3 protein-coding genes are annotated in these 18,991 nt (G+C 73.6%); all 3 read right to left on the bottom strand.

The annotated features are described in order from the left end of the window. Positions 1 to 92: 92 nt before the first annotated feature. The gene (locus P8A18_RS17115) at positions 93 to 5,015 is read right to left on the bottom strand and encodes a type I polyketide synthase (RefSeq protein ID WP_306055671.1); all 4,923 of its coding nucleotides are present in this window, start codon (positions 5,013 to 5,015) and stop codon (positions 93 to 95) included. Between the two features lie 32 nt (positions 5,016 to 5,047). Beyond that, on the bottom strand, positions 5,048 to 8,386 hold the full coding sequence (locus tag P8A18_RS17110) for a type I polyketide synthase (protein WP_306055669.1): 3,339 nt from the start codon (positions 8,384 to 8,386) through the stop codon (positions 5,048 to 5,050). 242 nt (positions 8,387 to 8,628) lie between these two features. Next, positions 8,629 to 18,984 (bottom strand): type I polyketide synthase, encoded by a 10,356-nt coding sequence (locus tag P8A18_RS17105; RefSeq protein ID WP_306060963.1) that lies wholly within the window; start codon positions 18,982 to 18,984, stop codon positions 8,629 to 8,631. Positions 18,985 to 18,991: the final 7 nt, after the last annotated feature.

Below are 18,991 nucleotides of genomic sequence, written 5' to 3'. Positions count from 1 at the left end.
CTTGTTCATGCCGGTTCATGCCGTGAGGTCGAGTCGGGTCGCGGGTACGGGGCGGGGCCCGGTGCCGTACACAGCACTGGCCGCGCGGTAGGTCAGGTGAGGCCGAGTTCGTTGTCGATGAAGGCGAAGACGTCGTCGGCGGAGGCGGTTTCGAGCTGGTCGCCGACCTTCGGGCCGCCGTCGCCGTTCTGCGCGTCGAGCGTGTCGGTCAGCCGGGCCAGCAGGCTCTGGAGGCGGGCGGTGATCCGGGTGGCCTCGATGTCCTCGGCGGCGAGCACCGCCGCGGCCTCCTCCAGCCGGTCGAGCTGGGCCAGGACGGGGAGTTCACCGAGGCTGTCGTCCTGGCAGAGCTCGGACCACAGGTGACCGGCGAGCGCCCCCGGGCTGGGGTGGTCGTAGATCATGCTGGTGGGCAGGGGGCGCCCGGTCGCGGCGACGAGCTTCGTCCGCAGGTCGACGGCGGCGACGGAGTCGAAGCCGAGGTCGGTGAAGCCCCGGTCGGGCGCGACCTCGGACGGTTCGTCGTAGCCGAGCAGGGCCGCCACATGCGTACGGACCAGGTCGAGGAGCACGCTCCGCTGCTCCGGCTCGGACAGTCCGGACAGCCGGTCCGCGAGGCCCGGGTCGCCCGCCCCGCCACCGTCCGGGGCGCCGTCCGCACCGAGCGCCGCCCGGGCGTCGGGCAGGGCGTCCAGGAGCGGGCGCGGCCGGGCGAGTACGTACGTGGGGGCGAACCGCTCCCAGTCGAACTCGGCGACGACCGCGTGCGAGGCGCCGCCCGCCAGGATGCGGCGCAGGGCCCCGACGGCGAGGGCTGGGGCCATCGCGGGGGCGCCCATCCGGCGCATGACGGCGGCGAGTTCGGCGTCGACCATGCCGCCGTCCCAGGAGCCCCACGCCACGGAGGTGGCGGCGAGACCACGGGCGCGCCGGCTGTGGGCGAGGCCGTCGAGGTAGGCGTTGGCGCTGCCGTACGCGGACTGGCCCGCGCTGCCCCACACGGCGGCGCCGGAGGAGAACAGCACGAACGCGTCGAGCGGGGTGTCGGCGAGGAGTTCGTCCAGGTGGCGGGCGCCGAGCACCTTGGCGTCGGCGACCTCGGCCAGGTCCGCGAGGGTCAGTTCGCCGAGCGGGGCGATGCGCTGCGGGAGCCCCGCCGCGTGGAACACGGCGGTCAGGCCCGGCAGCCCCGCGAGCAGGGTGCGGACGGCCTCGCGGTCGGCCATGTCGCAGGCGGCGGCGGTGACGCGCGCGCCCATGCCCTCGATCTCCTGGGCCAGGGCGGCGACGCCCGGGGCGTCGGGCCCGCGCCGGCCGACGAGGACCACGTGCTCGGCGCCGTCGGCGGCGAGCATCCGGGCGACGTGGGCGCCGAGTCCCCCGGTGCCTCCGGTGACCAGGACGGTGCCCCGGGCCCGCCACGACGCGGCCGGGTCCGGCTGCGCGGGGCGGACGAGGCGGCGGGCGTAGGCGCCTTCGGGGCGCACGGCGACCTGGTCCTCGCCGGAGGCCGGGGAGAGGCTGTCGCAGACGCGGCGCAGGACCGCCTCCTCGGGGGCATCAGGGGCGTCGTCACCGGCCGGCAGGTCGATGAGGCCGCCCCAGGTCGCGGGCGCCTCCAGGGCGAGCGCCGCGCCCAGACCCCAGACGGCGGCCTGCTCGGGCCGCACGGGCCGGGCCGTCGCGTCGGCGTCGTCGGTGGCCACCGCGCCCCGGGTCAGGCACCACACGGGCGCCGCCCACTCCTGGGCCCCCGTCTCCCGCAGCAGGGCGGTGGTGTCCGCGAGCCCCTGGGAGAGCGCGGGGTGGTCGGGATGCGGGGTGCTGTCGAGGGCGAGCAGGCTGACGACCCCGGCCGGGGCGGTCAGTGTTTCGGGGAGGATGCCTCGCGCTCCACGGCCCTCCGCCGGAGCGGTCGGCGCCTCGCCGGGCGCGCCCGCCACCAGGACCGGGTGCGCGCCCCGGTCGGTCAGCGCGGCGGCGAGGGCGTCCGCGAGGGGGCGCTGCGCCGCGGAGTGGACGAGGAGCCAGTCGCCGGTGAGCGGGGCGGGCGGTGCGGGGTCGGTGACCGGGGCCCAGGAGACCCGGTAGCGCAACGCGTCCACGGCCGACGCCTCACGCTGTCCGGCGCGCCAGCTGGTGAGCGCGGGCAGCACGGGGGCGAGGTCGGCGGGGTCGACGCCGAGCCGTTCGGCCAGCCCCGCCGCGTCCTCGCGCTCCACGGCCTCCCAGAACCGGGCCTCACCCGGGTCCGCCGGGGCGGCCGCGGCCTGGCCGGCTTCGGGTGCGTCGGCCCAGTAGGCGCGGTGCTGGAAGGCGTACGTGGGCAGGTCCACGCGGTGCGGCCGGTGGCCGGTCGCGGTGAAGCAGGCGTCCCAGTCGACGGGGACGCCACGGGTATGGGCGAGGGCGACGGCCTCGGTCAGGACGCGTTCCTCGTCCCGGCCCCGGCGCAGGGCGGCGGTGAACACCGGCTGGTCCGTGCCCTCGTCGGCACCGGCCAGGCAGTCCGGGCCGAGCGGGGTGAGGGCGGCGTCCGGGCCGAGTTCCAGGAAGGTGTGGACGCCCTTGGCCGCGAGCGCGCGCACGGCGTCGCTGAAGCGGACGCTCGCCCGCACATGGCGCACCCAGTAGTCGGCGCAGCCCAGTTCGTCGTCGCCGGCGAGTTCGCCGGAGACCGTGGAGACGACCGGGATACGGGCGGTGCCGTACGTCAGGGACTCGGCGACCTCGCGGAACGCGTCGAGCATCGGCTCCATCAACGGCGAGTGGAACGCGTGCGACACGGCGAGCCGCTTGGTGCGCCGGCCCAGGTCGGTGAAGTGCGCGGCGACGGCGAGGGCTTCGGAATTCACTCCTGAGACGACGACGGCTTGCGGGCCGTTGACGGCCGCGATGCCTACCCCGTCCGTGAGGAGAGGAAGCACCTCGTCCTCGGACGCCTGTACCGCGATCATCGCGCCACCGGCCGGCAGCTCCCGCATCAGCCGGCCCCGGGCGGCGACCAGCCGGGCCGCGTCCGCGAGGGAGAGCACCCCGGCCACATGCGCGACGGCGAACTCGCCCACGGAGTGCCCGGCCAGGAAGTCGGGCCGCACCCCCCACGACTCGATGAGCCGGTACAGGGCCACCTCACAGGCGAACAGGGCGGGCTGTGCCAGCCCCGTACCGTCCAGCGGCTCCCGGTTTTCACCCCACATGGCCCCCCGCAGCGAGGTGTCCAGGTGCGCGTCCAGCGCTTCGACCGCCTCGTCGAAGGCGCGGGCGAACACCGGGTAGGCGGCGTGCAGTTCGCGCCCCATGCCGAGGCGCTGGGCGCCCTGGCCGGTGAACAGGACGGCGCTCAGCGCGTCCGGCCGGGCATCCCCGGTGACGGCGGCCTCGGCTGACCCGTCCGCGAGTGCGCGCAGCGCCCGTACGAGCTCACCGTGGCCGTCTGCGGTCCGCGCGTCGGCGACGACCACGGCGCGGTGTTCCAGGGCGGCCCGGGTGGTGGCCAGCGACCAGCCGGTGTCGGCCAGGGGCGCCCCGGGGTGTGCCTCCAGGTGGTCGGCGAGGCGGGTGGCCTGCGCGGACAGGGCCTCGGGGCGCCGGGCGGAGAGCAGGACGGGGACGAAACGGGGGGCGGCGCCGCCCTCCTCTGTAACCTCTTCGGCCGGAGCGGTGGGGGCCTCCTCCACGATCACGTGGACGTTCGTGCCGCTCAGGCCGAACGAGGACACCCCGGCCCGCTTGGCGCGCCCGAGCTCCGGCCAGGTGACCGGCTCGGTGAGCAGCCGCACGCTGCCCGCGCTCCAGTCGACGTTGTGGCTCGGCTCGTCCACGTGCAGGGTGCGCGGCAGCACGCCCGCCTTCATCGCCTGCACCATCTTGATCACTCCGCCGACCCCGGCGGCGGCCTGCGCGTGGCCGATGTTCGACTTGAAGGAGCCCAGCCACAGCGGCTGTTCGGCGGGCCGCTCCCGGCCGTAGGTGGCGAGGAGTGCCTGCGCCTCGATCGGGTCGCCGAGGGTGGTGCCGGTGCCGTGCGCCTCGACGGCGTCGACATCGGCGGGGGCGAGACCGCCGGAGGCCAGGGCCTGCTGGATGACGCGCTGCTGCGAGGGGCCGTTGGGGGCGGTGAGGCCGTTCGACGCGCCGTCGGAGTTCATGGCCGAGCCGCGGATGACGGCGAGGACGGGGTGGCCGTTGCGGCGGGCGTCGGACAGCCGCTCGACGAGGAGCATGCCCGCGCCCTCGGACCAGGTGGTGCCGTCGGCCGCGTCCGCGAAGGACTTGCAGCGTCCGTCGGGGGCCAGGCCCCGGTCCTGGCTGAAGCCCACGAAGGAGTCGGGGCTCGCCATGACGGTGACGCCGCCCGCGAGAGCCAGCGCGCACTCGCCGCCGCGCACGGACTGGACGGCGAGGTGGAGGGCGACGAGCGAGGACGAGCAGGCCGTGTCCACGGTGACCGCGGGCCCTTCGAGGCCCAGCGTGTACGCGACCCGGCCGGAGGCGACGCTCGCCAGGCCGCCGGTACCGCCGCCGCCCGGGTAGTCGTGGTAGACCACCCCGGCGAACACCCCGGTGCGGCTGCCCTTCAGCGAGGTCGGGTCGATGCCGGCCCGCTCGATGACCTCCCAGGACACTTCGAGCAGGAGGCGCTGCTGCGGGTCGGTGTCCCTGGCCTCGCGCGGGCTGATCTTGAAGAAGTCCGCGTCGAACTCCCCCGCGTCGTGCAGGAAGCCGCCCTCGCGGCAGTACGTCTTGCCGGGCGTGGACGGCTCGGGGTCGTACAGGGCGTCCATGTCCCAGCCCCGGCCGTCCGGGAAGAGCGAGACGGCGTCCCGGCCGGCGTCCACCAGCTGCCACAGATCCTCGGGCGATGCGATGCCGCCGGGGAAGCGGCAGCCCATCGCCACGATCGCGACCGGCTCGCTGCCCCGCGCCTCGGCCTCCGACAACTGGCGTCGGGTGCGCTGGAGTTCGGCGGCGGTGCGCTTGAGATAGTCCCGGAGCTTGTCGTCGTTGCTCATCGAACCTCAACCAATCTGCAGCTGATCGCTGGCTAGGAGATGCCGAATTCGCTGTCGAGCACGTCGAACAGCTCCTCGTCGGTGACCGTTTCGAAGTCGGGTCCTTCGCCGTCCGTCACCGGTTCGCCCTGTGCGTCGCGCCAGCGCCGCACGATGGCCTCCAGCCGGGCGGTGATCGCGTCCGCACGGGCGCCGACCGTCTCCGCGTCGCCGCCCGTGACGGGGAATCCGCCGAGCACGTCCTCGATGCGGTCCAGCTCGGCCAGCACCGTGGCGGCCGGGTCGCCGCCCCCCGCACCGGACTCGGACTCCAGCCGCTCCGCCAGGAACGCGGCGACGGCACGCGGGGTCGGGTAGTCGAAGATGAGCGTCGCGGGCAGGTCGCAGCCCGCGGCGGCGGTGAGCCGCTTGCGCAGTTCCACGGCGGCCAGCGAGTCGAAGCCCATGTCACGGAAGGCGAGATCGGTCTCGACCACGGCCACGGAGGCGTGCCCGAGGACGGCCGCCACATGCGTACGGACCAGAGCCAGCAGCACCCGCCCCGCCTCGGCCGTACCCAGCCCGTCCAGCTCCGCCCGCAGCCCGGCCGCCGCACGCTGCGACTCCTCGGCGGTGGGCTCGTCGTGCGCGACCGGGACCACGGCCCCGGTGGACCCGCTGCCCTCGACCCAGTAGCGGGTGCGCTGGAAGGCGTACGTGGGCAGCTCGACCTTCCGCGCCCCGCTGCCGGCGAAGAACGCCTCCCAGTCGACCCGGACACCCTGCGTGTACAGCCGTCCCACGGCTCCCACCAGGGACTCCGCCTCGGCACGGTTCCTGCGCAGGAGAGGCACGAGGGCGGTGTCCTCGTCGCTCACGGAACCGGCGCCGAGTGCGGTGAGGACGGCGTCCGGACCGATCTCGATGAACGTACGCGCCCCGAGGGCTTCGGCGGCGCCCACCGCGTCCGCGAACCGGACCGGCTCACGGACCTGACCGACCCAGTACTCAGGCGTCTGCCAGGCGGAGGACGAAGCACCCGTGACAGTGGAGACAACCGGGAAGCGCGGCTCGGCATAAGACAGCCCGGCCGCGATCGACCGGAACTCATCCAACATCGGCTCCATGAGCGCCGAGTGGAACGCGTGCGAAACGGGAAGACGGCTCGTCTTACGACCCAGCGCGGCGAAGTGCTCGCCCACGGCGAGGGCTTCGGACTCCACTCCTGAGACGACGACAGCCTGCGGACCGTTGACGGCCGCCAGGGATACCCCGTCCGTGAGACGTGTAAGTACCTCGTCCTCGGTCGCTTGAACGGCGACCATCGCACCGCCGGCGGGAAGCGCCTGCATCAGACGTCCCCGGGCAACGACCAACCGGGCAGCGTCCGCGAGCGACAACACCCCCGCCACATGCGCGGCGGCCAACTCACCGATCGAGTGACCGACGACCACATCCGGGGTGACACCCCACGCCTCGACCAGCCGGAACAGCGCGACCTCGAACGCGAACAGCGCGGGCTGGGTGAAGGACGTCTGGTTCAACGCATCCGCGTCTTCCCCCCAGACAATGTCACGCAACGCCGTCCCGAGGTGCGCGTCTACCTCACCGCACACCGCGTCAAACGCCCCCGCGAACACCGGAAACGCCTCATACAGCTCCCGGCCCATACCGAGCCTCTGCGCACCCTGACCCGTGAACAGGAAGGTCGTCTTCCCTCCTCGGCGGGCCCGGCCCACGACCACCCCGGGGTGTTCGTTCCCGGCCGCGAGCGCGGCGAGGGCCTCCGCGCGGTCGTCGCCGATGACCACGGCCCGGTGGAGGAAGGCGGTACGTGTGGTGGCCAGGGAGAGCCCGATGTCCGCCGCATCGGTGCCGGGCTCTCCCGCGGCCTGTTCCCGCAGGCGGGCGGCCTGAGCACTGAGGGCCTGCTCAGTCTTTGCCGACACCACCCAAGGAACCACGGGGAGCGCGGCCCGCACGGCCGCCTCCCCCGTCTCTTCCGGCGCCTCCTCCACGATCACGTGGGCGTTCGTCCCACTGATCCCGAACGAGGACACCCCGGCCCGTCGCACCGAGCCGCCGGCCACCCAGTCCCGGGACTCGGCCAGCAGCTCCACCGCACCCTCCGACCAGTCGACCTGGTCCGAAGGGGTTTGTGCGTACAGGGACTTGGGAAGCACGCCGTGGCGCATCGCCATGACCATCTTGATGATCCCCGCGACGCCGGCCGCGGCCTGGCTGTGGCCCATGTTCGACTTGATGGACCCGAGCCACAGGGGCCGGTCCTCGGGCCGTTCCCGCCCGTACGTCTCAAGAAGCGCCTGCGCCTCGATCGGATCGCCCAGGGTCGTGCCCGTACCGTGCGCCTCCACGGCGTCGACCTCGGCCGCCGTCAGGCCCGCGTCCTCCAGGGCCCGGCGGATCACGCGCTGCTGAGCGGGGCCGTTGGGGGCGGTGAGGCCGTTGCTGGCGCCGTCCTGGTTGAGGGCCGAGCCACGCACCACCGCGAGGACCGGGTGACCGTTGCGGCGGGCATCGGACAGCCGCTCCAGGAGCAGGACGCCCGCACCCTCCGAGCAGGCGACGCCGTCGGCCGACGCGGAGAAGGACTTCGAGCGGCCGTCGGACGCCAGGCCCTGCTGGGTGCTGAAGTACACGAACATGTCCGGGGTCGACATGACCGTCACCCCGCCGGCCAGGGCCAGCGAGCATTCGCCCGCCCGCAGCGCCTGGGCGGCCATGTGGAGCGCGACGAGCGAGGACGAGCACGCCGTGTCGACGCTGACCGCGGGGCCTTCGAGCCCCAGCGTGTAGGCGACCCGGCCGGACACCACACTGCCCGCCGTGGTGGAACCGGGCTCCGCGCCGAGCGCGTAGTCGTGGTACATCACCCCGGCGAAGACTCCGGTGGACGTGCCCTTCAGCGTGGTCGGGTCGATGCCGGCGCGCTCGACGGCCTCCCAGGCCACTTCGAGGAGCAGCCGCTGCTGGGGGTCCGTGACCAGGGCCTCGTTGGGGCTGATCCCGAAGAAGACCGGGTCGAAGTCGGGTGCGTCGTGGAGGAAGCCGCCCTCGCGGGCGTACGTCCTGCCGGGGGTGCCGGGCTCGGGGTCGTACACGTCCGGGTCCCAGCCCCGGTCGGCCGGGAACTCGCTGATGGCGTCGACGCCGTCCGCGACGACCCGCCACAGTTCCTCCGGGGTCGTCACACCGCCCGGGTAGCGGCAGCCCATTCCGACGATGACCACCGGGTCGTCGTCGTACCGGGTACGGCCGGACGTGCCCGCCTCTTCGAGCCGGCGTTCGGCGTCCGCCAGCCGGCGGCGCGCGTCGCGCAGGTCGGTCGTGGCCCGTTTCAGGTACTCGAGAAGTCGCTCCTCGTTGCTCACAGAGACCTACTCCCTCTGGTAGACGATCCGTGGCGACTCACTCACGCGGCGTCCAACGTCGATCGGATTTCGAACGCTACTGAGGGCGTTGAGGGGCGGCCTACCCTTAACCCACCCCTGCCGCGGGACCCGGTCCGGCGGGGGAGGAATGGCGCAAAAGGCCGGGGTGTGCGACGGCTGCTGTACAGCTGTCGCACACCCCGGCCGGGGTGCCCGTACCGCCGGGTGGGGCGGGGCGGACGTCAGGGGGCGGCCGGGCTGCCGAGCTCGTTGTCGAGGATGTCGAACAGCTCGTCCGCGGTGACCTCGTCCAGGTCCTGACCTGCGTCGTCCGGCTCGTCCTGCTGCGAGGCGTCGAGTCGGCCGGCCAGCTCCCGCAAGCGCTGCACGAGGCGGGCGCGTTCGGGTCCGGCGGGAGGGGCGTCGGTCGTCAGCGAGGCCTCCAGCTTCTTGAGGTCCGCCTCCGCCCTGGACACGGGTACGGCCGGAACCAGCCGGGCCGCGATGTATGCGGCGACCTCCGCCGCGCTGGGGTAGTCGAAGATCAGCGTGGCCGGCAGCCGCACCCCGCTGACCGCCGTGAGCTGGTTGCGCAGTTCGACCGAGCCGAGCGAGTCGAAGCCCAGCTCCCCGAACGCCCGGTCCGGTTCGATCGCCTCACCCGACGCGTGGCCGAGCACGGCGGCCGCATGCCCCCGTACGACGTCCAGGACGATCCCGGTCCGCTCCTCCTCGTCGCACCCGGCGATCCGCGCCGCGAGCCAGGCGCCCTTCGGAGCGCCGGCCGCGGCCCGCTTCCGTGCGGGCGGGGCCATCGCCCGCAGGAGTGCGGGGAGTTCGTCGGTACGGGTGCGCAGGGCGCCCGGGTCGACGTGGAGCGGCACGGTGGCCGCAAGCCCCGAGTCCAGCGCGGCGTCGAACAGCTCAAGCCCCTCCGACTCGGAGAGCGCCGGCATCCCGGCACGGCGCATGCGCTCCAGGTCGGCATCGGCGAGGTCGGCCGCCATGCCGGTGTCGACGGCCCAGAGGCCGAAGGCCATCGAGGAGGCGGGCAGACCCTCGGCATGACGTTTGGCGGCAAGCGCGTCGAGGAAGACGTTGGCCGCCGCGTAGTTGCCCTGCCCGGCCGCCAGAACCAGACCACCCGCGGACGAGAACATCACGAACGCCGAAAGATCCAGATCGCGGGTCAACTCGTGCAGATGCCAGGCAGCGTCCACCTTCGGACGCAGAACCCCAGCCACCCGCTCAGGCGTCAACGCACCAACCACACCATTGTCGGCAACCCCAGCGACATGAACGACCCCGCAGAGCGGACGCGCCGGATCCACGGACTCGATCACCGCCCGCACGGCTTCCCGATCCGCCACATCACACGCGGCGACCCCGACCGAAGCACCCAGCCCGGACAACTCAGCCACCAGACCGGAGACACCCGGAGTCTCGGCACCCCTGCGCCCCACCAGCAACAGACTGCGCACACCGTGCTCAGCCACCAGATGCCGGGCCACCCGCGCACCCAGACCGCCCGTACCACCCGTGATCAGGACGGTCCCCTCGGCGTTCCACACCGGCACCGCGGTCCCGTCGCCCGAAGCCACCGGAACCAGGCGGGGCACCCGTACCTCGCCCGCGCGCACCAGCAACTCCGGCTCGCCCAGAGCCACCAGGCGGTCGACCGGCACCGAGCCGTCCGTGTCGACCAGCACGAACCGGCCCGGGTTCTCCGCCTGTGCCGACCGGACCAGACCCCACACCGGGGCCTGCCGCACGTCGACCGACTCGCCCACCGCGTCACGGGTGACCACGGCCAGCACCGCACCCTCGGGCCGGTCCACCGACAGCCACTCCTGCACGGCCACCAGCGCCCGCCCGAGCACCTCACGCACCGCGCCCGGCACGTCGTCCGCCTCCCCGTCCTCCACCGCGCAGTCGAACAGAGCGGGGGCAGGCACGTCCGCCGTTCCGCCGCCGTCGCTCAGGGAGACGGGCTGCCAGTCCACCCGGAACAGCGATTCGGCGGTTCCGGGGCCCGACTGCCCGCCCCAGACGGGCCGGGAGAGCAGGGATTCGACCGAGAGCACCGGGCTGCCGTGCTCATCGGCAACGGTCAACGAGAGCCCGTCCTGCTGAGCGACGGGCGTGACCCGCACCCGGAGCGCCTTGGCCCCGGCCGCGTGCAGCGCGACGCCGTTCCACGCGAAGGGGAGCAGTGTCTGCCCGCCGTCCTCGCGGCCCGGGATCGCGAGCAGGCCGACGTGCATCGCGGCGTCCAGCAGGGCGGGGTGCAGGCCGAAGCGGGCGGCGTCCTCGTGGGCGGACTCCGGCAGGCGGACCTCGGCGTACAGCTCCTCACCGAGGCGCCAGGCGGCGGTGAGTCCCTGGAACACCGGCCCGTAGTGGTACCCGGCGGCTGCCAGGTCCTCGTACGCACCGGCAACGGTCAGCTCCTCGGCCCCGGCCGGCGGCCAGTCCATGAGCCCGTCCGGCCCGTCCTCGTCCGCCACGGGCGCCAGCACCCCTTCGGCGTGGCGGGTCCACGGCATGTCCGGCTGGTCGTCAACGCGCGAGTGGATCGCCACGGTCCGGCGCCCGTTCTCGTCGGCCGCCCCTACCGCCACCTGTACGGCGATCCCGCCCAGGGGTTGCAGGACGAGGGGCGCTTGCAGGGTGAGTTCTTCGAGCAGCCCGCAGTCCAGCTGCTCGCCCGCCCGGACGGCCAGCTCGACAAAGCCGGTGCCGGGGAGCAGGACGCTCCCGAGGACGTTGTGATCGACGACCCAGCCGTGCGTACCGGCGGACAGCCTGCCGGTGAGCACCACACCACCGTCGTCGGGCAGAACCACCGCCGCACGGAGCACCGGGTGGTCGAGCGCGACCTGCCCGGACGCGGCAACGGCCCCGCCCTCGGAAACGGGCGCTTCGAGCCAGTAGCGGGTGCGCTGGAAGGCGTACGTGGGCAGCTCGACCTTCCGTGCCCCCGAACCGGCGTAGAACGCCTCCCACTCCACCCGTCCGCCGCCCACGAAGACCCGCGCCAGGCCGCCGGCCAGGGACTCTGCCTCGTCGCGCTTCTTGCGTACGAGGGGGATGAAGGTGGTCGTGTCGTCGGTGGCGGACCCGGCGCCGAGTGCGGTGAGGACGGCGTCCGGGCCGATCTCGATGAACGTACGGGCCCCGAGAGCTTCGGCGGCGCCCACAGCGTCCGCGAACCGGACCGGCTCACGGACCTGACCGACCCAGTACTCCGGGGTCTGCCAGGCGGAGGACGAAGCACCCGTGACAGTGGAGACAACCGGAACGCGCGGCTCGGCATACGACAGCCCGGCCGCGATCGTCCGGAACTCATCCAGCATCGGCTCCATGAGCGCCGAGTGGAACGCGTGCGAAACGGGAAGACGGCTCGTCTTACGACCCAGCGCGGCAAAGTACTCGCCCACCGCCAGGGCTTCGGACTCCACTCCTGAGACGACGACAGCCTGCGGACCGTTGACGGCCGCCAGGGATACCCCGCCCGTCAGACGCGTAAGCACCTCGTCCTCGGTCGCTTGAACAGCGACCATCGCGCCACCTGCGGGAAGCGCCTGCATGAGCCTGCCCCGGGCAACGACCAGGCGTGCCGCGTCCGCGAGGGACAACACCCCCGCCACATGCGCGGCAGCCAACTCACCAATCGAGTGCCCGACCACCACATCCGGGGTGACACCCCACGCCTCGACCAGCCGGAACAACGCGACCTCGAACGCAAAGAGCGCGGGCTGGGTGAAGGACGTCTGGTTCAACGCATCCGCGTCTTCCCCCCACACCACCTCACGCAACCCCGTCCCAAGGTGCGCGTCTACCTCACCGCACACCGCGTCAAACGCCCCCGCAAACACCGGAAACGCCTCATACAAACCACGACCCATCCCCAGCCTCTGCGCACCCTGCCCCGTGAACAGGAACGCCGACTTGCCCTTCGTCACCGCTCCCCGCACCACTCCCGGGTGTTCCTCACCGGTCGCGAGCGCGCCGAGCGCATCGGTGTGGTCACCGAGAACCACCGCCCGGTGCTCGAACACCGACCGCGCGGCCGCGAGCGAGTAACCGATGTCCTCGGCGCGGTGGTGGTCACCGGCCACGGACAGCAGCCGTTCCGCCTGGGCGGGCAGGGCGTCCGGGGTCTTCGCCGTCACCACCCAAGGGGCGACCGGAAGTTCGACGCCGGGCTCCGCCTCCGCGGCTTCGGGAGCCTCCTCCACGATCACATGCGCGTTCGTCCCGCTCAGCCCGAAGGAGGAGATGCCCGCGCGCCTCGGCCGGCCGGCCGGCTGCCAGTCACGGGCCTCGGTGAGCAGTTCCACCTCGCCCGCCGACCAGTCGATCTGGTCCGAACGCTCCTCCGCATGCAGGGTCGGCGGCAGCACCCCGTGGCGCATCGCCATCACCATCTTGATGATGCCCGCCACACCGGCAGCCGCCTGCGTGTGGCCCATGTTGGACTTGATGGACCCCAGCCACAGGGGCAGGTTCTCGTCGCGCCCCTGGCCGTACGTCGCGAGCAGGGCCTGCGCCTCGATCGGGTCGCCGAGCCGGGTGCCCGTGCCGTGGGCCTCGACCGCGTCGACCTCCGCCGCCGACAGACCCGCGTCGGCCAGGGCCTGGCGGATCACACGCTGCTGGGCCGGCCCGTTCGGGGCGGTGAGGCCGTTGCTGGCGCCGTCCTGGTTGAGGGCCGAGCCACGCACCACCGCGAGGACCGGGTGACCGTTGCGACGGGCATCGGACAGCCGCTCAAGCAGCAGGACGCCCGCGCCCTCGCCCCAGCCCGTACCGTCCGCTCCGGCGCCGAAGGACTTGCAGCGGCCGTCCGGGGAGAGGCCGCGCTGTTCGCTGAAGTACACGAGCATGTCGGGCGTCGCCATCACCGTCACACCGCCAGCGAGAGCGAGTGAGCACTCACCCGACCGCAGCGCCTGGGCGGCGGAGTGCAGAGCGACCAGCGAGGACGAGCACGCCGTGTCGACAGTGAGCGCCGGGCCTTCCAGCCCCAGCGTGTACGCGACCCGGCCGGACACCAGGCTTCCCGCCGTGCCGCCCGCGTAATCGTGGTACATCACCCCGGCGTAGACCCCGGTACGGCTGCCCTTGAGCGTCGTCGGATCGACACCGGCCCGCTCGATCGCCTCCCAGGACACTTCGAGGAGGAGCCGCTGCTGCGGGTCCATCGTCAGGGCCTCGCGCGGGCTGATCCCAAAGAAGTCCGGGTCGAACTCCGCCGCGTCGTACAGGAACGCCCCGTCCCGGGCGTACGACTTGCCGGGCACGCCCGGCTCCGGGTCGTACACGTCCGGGTCCCAGCCCCGGTCGTCGGGCAGCGGGGCAATGGCGTCCGCCCCCTCCGCGACCAGGCGCCACAGCTCGTCGGGGGTGGTCACCCCGCCCGGGTAACGGCAGGCCATGCCCACGATGACGACCGGGTCGTCGTCGCCCGCCCGCACGACGGCATGGGCAGGCTCGCGGTCCGCGTCCGGGGCCCCGTCCAGGAGCGTCAGGACGAACGCGGCGACGGCCTCCGCCGTCGGGTGGTCGAAGATCAGCGTCGCGGGGAGCCGCAGGCCGGTCTCCGTGTCGAGCCGGTTGCGGAGTTCGACGGCGGTGAGCGAGTCGAAGCCCAGCTCGTCGAAGGCGCGGCCCGGTTCGATGGCCTCGCCCGAAGCGTGCCCGAGGACCGCCGCGATCTTCGTACGGACCAGGTCCAGGACCGCCCCGGCCCGGTCGGCACCGGTCAGGCCCGCGAGCCGGGTGCGCAGCACCGGTGATCCGGCGCGCGCGGCCCGGCGGCCGGGGGTCCGGACGAGGCCCCGCAGCAGGGCGGGCACGTCCTCGGCGTGTGCGCGCAGGACGGCGAGGTCGAGGCGTACGGGGACCGAGGCCGGCACGTCGGAGCGCAGGGCGGCGTCGAAGAGGGCGAGGCCGCGGTCGGCGGGGATCGCGGGGGTTCCGGCCTCGCGCATGCGGTCGAGTTCGGCCGCTCCGAGACCCGTGCCCATGCCTCCCGGGGTGTCCCAGAGGCCGAAGGCCAGGGACGAGGCCGCGAGCCCTTCGGCCCGGCGGTGGGCGGCGAGGGCGTCCAGGAAGGCGTTGGCGGCGGCGTAGTTGGCCTGCCCCGTGGAGCCGAGGGTGCCGGCGATGGAGGAGAACAGGACGAAGGCCGACAGCTCCAGGTCCCGGGTCAGTTCGTGCAGGTGCCAGGCGGCGTCCGCCTTGGGTGCGAAGACCCCGCGCAGCCGTTCGGCGGTGAGCGAGGTGATCATCGCGTCGTCGAGGACGCCCGCCGCGTGGACGACGCCCCGCAGCGGGTGGGCCGGGTCCACCCCGGCCAGAAGTGCGGCCACGGCCTCGCGGTCGGCGACGTCGCACGCGGCGAACGTCACGCTCGCACCCGACTCGGCGAGTTCCGCCCACAGTTCCTCGGCCCCGGGCGCCTGCGCGCCACGGCGGCCTGCCAGCAGCAGGTGCCGTACGCCGTGCTCCGCGACCAGGTGGCGGGCCACGAGCACGCCGAGGCCGCCCGTGCCGCCCGTGATCAGGACGGTCCCTGCCTCGTCCCACACCGGTTCGGAAGCAGTGACCCCGGCGGGTGCGGTGACGCGGGCCAGCCGGGGGATCAGCGCCCGGCCGTCGCGTACCGCCGACTCCGGTTCGTCGCCGGCCCACGCGAGCGGAAGGCCCTCGGACGCATCCGTGTCGAGCAGGACGAACCGGCCCGGGTTCTCGGCCTGTGCCGCCCGGACCAGACCCCACACCGGGGCCTGCCGCACGTCGACCTGCTCGCCGTCCGCCACGGCCACCGCGCCGCGTGTGACGACCAGGAGGGTGGCGGTGGCGAAGCGCTGGTCGGCCAGCCACTGCCGGATGACGTCCAGGACGTGTACGGCGACGGCGTGCGCGGCCGACGGCACGTCCGCCTCCGCCGCCGCGACGGGGGCGCAGTCCAGGACGACGGTGCCGGTCACAGGGCCTTCGGCGGGTACGTCCTCCCACCGCGGCCACGCGTCCGGTGCGGGCGCGGCACCGGCCGGCTGCCAGACCACCCGGTACAGCGGGTCCACCGCCGCTCCCGCGTCACCGGGCGCCGCTTCCAGCGCCCGGCCGACGACCCCGCCGACCGACGCGACGGGGGCGCCCGAGGCGTCCGCGATCTCCAGGGCCAGGCTCTGCGGCGTCGGCCGGGAGACGCGTACGCGGGCCGTGGACGTGCCGTCCGCGAACAGCCGCACGTCCTTCCAGACGAACGGCAGGACCGTTCCTCCGCCATCGTCCTCGCCGGCCCCCTCCACCAGCGCGGCGTGCATCGACGCGTCCAGCAGCGCCGGGTGCAGCCCGTAGGCGTCGGCCGTCACGTCCTCGCCCAGCGCGACCTCGGCGTAGAGGTCACCGTCGAGCCGCCAGGCCGCCGTCAGCCCCTGGAACGCCGGACCGTACGCGAGCCCCTGCTCGCGCAGCGCCTCGTAGGCGCCGTCCAGGGCGAACGGCACCGCACCCGCCGGAGGCCAGACGGACAGCTCGAAGGCGGGTGCCTGCGTGTCCTCGGCCAGTACCCCTTCCGCGTGCAGCGCCCAGTCGGCGTCGGGCAGGTTCTCGTTCCGCGCGTACACCCCGACCGTGCGCCGGGCCGACGCGTCGGCGGTCCCGACAACGACCTGCACGGCGACGGCCCCGTCCTCGGCGAGCACGAGCGGCGCGTGCAGGGCCAGCTCCTCCAGGACCGCGCAGCCCACGTGGTCGCCCGCGCGCACGGCCAGTTCCACGAATCCCGCGCCGGGGAACAGCACCGCGTCCCGCACCACATGGTCGGCGAGCCACGGCTGAGCGGCCACGGCGAGCCTGCCCGTGAGCACCGCGCCCCCGGAGTCCGCCAGGGTCACCACGGAGCCGAGCAGCGGATGCGGGTGCGCCGCGCCCCCCGGCTTGACCGCGTCGAGCCAGAAACGGCTGCGCTGGAAGGGATACGTGGGCAGGTCGACCCCGCGCGCACCCGTACCGGCGAAGAACGCCTCCCAGTCGACGGCGACCCCGTCCACGTACAGCCGGCCCAGGGCCGCGAGCAGTGCCTCGGCCTCGTCGCGCTTCTTCCGTACCGTCGGCACGAAGGTGCTGTTCTCGTCGGACGCCGACCCGGCCCCGAGCGCGGTGAGGACAGCGTCCGGACCGATCTCGATGAACGTACGCGCACCCAGCCCTTCGACCGTCCGCACCGCGTCCGCGAACCGGACGGCCTCCCGGACCTGGCCGACCCAGTACTCCGGGGACCGCCAGTCCGACGACAGCTCGCCGGTGACGGTGGAGACGACGGGTATGCGGGGCTCGGCGTAGGTCAACCCGCCCGCTACCGCACGGAACTCGTCCAGCATCGGTTCCATGAGGGCGGAGTGAAAGGCGTGCGAGACGGGAAGACGGCTCGTCTTACGACCCAGGGCGGCGAAGTGCTCGCCCACCGCCAGGGCTTCGGATTCCACTCCTGAGACGACGACAGCTTGCGGGCCGTTGACGGCCGCGATGCCTACCCCGTCCGTGAGGAGGGGAAGCACCTCGTCCTCGGTGGCCTGTACGGCGACCATCGCACCGCCGGCGGGAAGCGCCTGCATCAACCGACCACGCGCCACCACCAACCGGGCAGCGTCCGCGAGCGACAACACCCCCGCCACATGCGCGGCGGCCAACTCACCGATCGAGTGACCGACCACGACATCCGGGGTGACACCCCACGCCTCCACCAGCCGGAACAGTGCCACCTCGAACGCGAACAGCGCGGGCTGGGCGAAGGACGTCTGGTTCAACGCATCCGCGTCTTCCCCCCAGACAATGTCACGCAACGCCGTCCCGAGGTGCGCGTCTACCTCACCGCACACCGCGTCAAACGCCCCCGCGAACACCGGAAACGCCTCATACAAACCACGACCCATCCCCAGCCGCTGCGCACCCTGACCCGTGAACAGGAACGCCGACTTGCCGGTCGAACGCGTGGCACCCGTCACCAGCCCCGGGTGTTCCTCCCCCGCCGCCAGCGCGGCGAGCGCGGCCGGGCGGTCGCCGAGCACGACCGCGCGATGGGTGAACGCCGTACGGGTGGTGGCCAGCGCGTAGGCCAGGTCCTGGGGGCGGTGGTCGCCTGCCACGGACAGCAGGCGCTCCGCCTGGGCGGTCAGGGCGTCGGGGGTCTTCCCGGACACCAGCCATGGAATCACCGGGAGTTCGCCCACCGGCTCGGCGGCGGCCACCGGAACCTCCGGGGCCTCCTCCACGATCACATGCGCGTTTGTCCCGCTCAGCCCGAACGAGGACACACCGGCCCGCCTCGGGTGTCCCTCCGGCTGCCACTCCCGGGCCTCGGTGAGGATTTCCACCGCGCCCGCCGACCAGTCGACCTGGTCCGAAGGGGCGTCCACGTGGAGGGACTTGGGCAGGACGCCATGGCGCATGGCCATGACCATCTTGATGATGCCCGCCACACCGGCGGCCGCCTGCGTGTGGCCGAAGTTCGACTTGACCGAGCCCAGCCACAGCGGCCGGTCCTCGGGCCTGCCCCGGCCATAGGTGGCGAGCAGGGCCTGCGCCTCGATGGGGTCGCCGAGGCGGGTGCCGGTGCCGTGGGCCTCGACCGCGTCGACCTCGGCCGCCGACAGGCCCGCGTCCGCGAGCGCGTTGCGGATCACACGCTGCTGGGCGGGCCCGTTGGGCACGGTCATCGCGCTGGACGCGCCGTCCTGGTTGACCGCCGAGCCGCTGACCAGCGCGAGCACGGGGTGGCCGTTGGCGCGGGCGTCGGACAGGCGCTCAAGCAGCAGGACGCCCGCGCCCTCGCCCCAGCCCGTACCGTCCGCTCCGGCGGCGAACGGCTTGCAGCGGCCGTCGGGAGCGAGGCCGCGCTGCCCGCTGAAGTACACGAGCATGTCGGGCGTCGACATGACCGTCACCCCGCCCGCCAGGGCGAGCGAGCACTCGCCGGAGCGCAGCGCCTGCGCGGCCGTGTGCAGGGCGACCAGTGAGGACGAGCAGGCGGTGTCGATGGTGACCGCGGGGCCTTCGAGACCGAGGGTGTACGCGACCCGGCCGGAGACGAAGCTGCCCGCCGCGCCGTCCGCGTAGTCGTGGTACATCACCCCGGCGTAGACCCCGGTACGGCTGCCCTTGAGCGTCGTCGGATCGACACCCGCGCGCTCGATCGCCTCCCAGGAGACCTCCAGGAGGAGCCGCTGCTGCGGGTCCATGGCCAGGGCCTCGCGCGGGCTGATCCCGAAGAAGTCCGGGTCGAACTCCGCCGCGTCGTACAGGAACGCCCCGTCCCGGGCGTACGACTTGCCGGGCACGCCCGGCTCCGGGTCGTACACGTCCGGGTCCCAGCCCCGGTCGGCCGGGAAGCCGGACACCGCGTCGACGCCCCCGGCCACCAGCCGCCACAGGTCTTCCGGTGTGCCGGCCCCGCCCGGGTAGCGGCACGCCATGGCCACGATCGCGATCGGGTCGTTGCTCGCGGCGGTGAGCCGGGCGTTCTCCTCGCGCAGCCGCTCGTTGTCCGTGAGCGACTTACGGAGTGCCGCCACGACCTGTTCCATCGATGTG

It is taken from the genome of Streptomyces sp. Mut1 (assembly GCF_030719295.1).
In the GTDB taxonomy this organism is placed as follows: domain Bacteria; phylum Actinomycetota; class Actinomycetes; order Streptomycetales; family Streptomycetaceae; genus Streptomyces; species Streptomyces castrisilvae.
The sequence above is the reverse complement of the archived record's forward strand: the minus strand, read 5'-3'. Positions and strand labels throughout refer to the sequence as shown.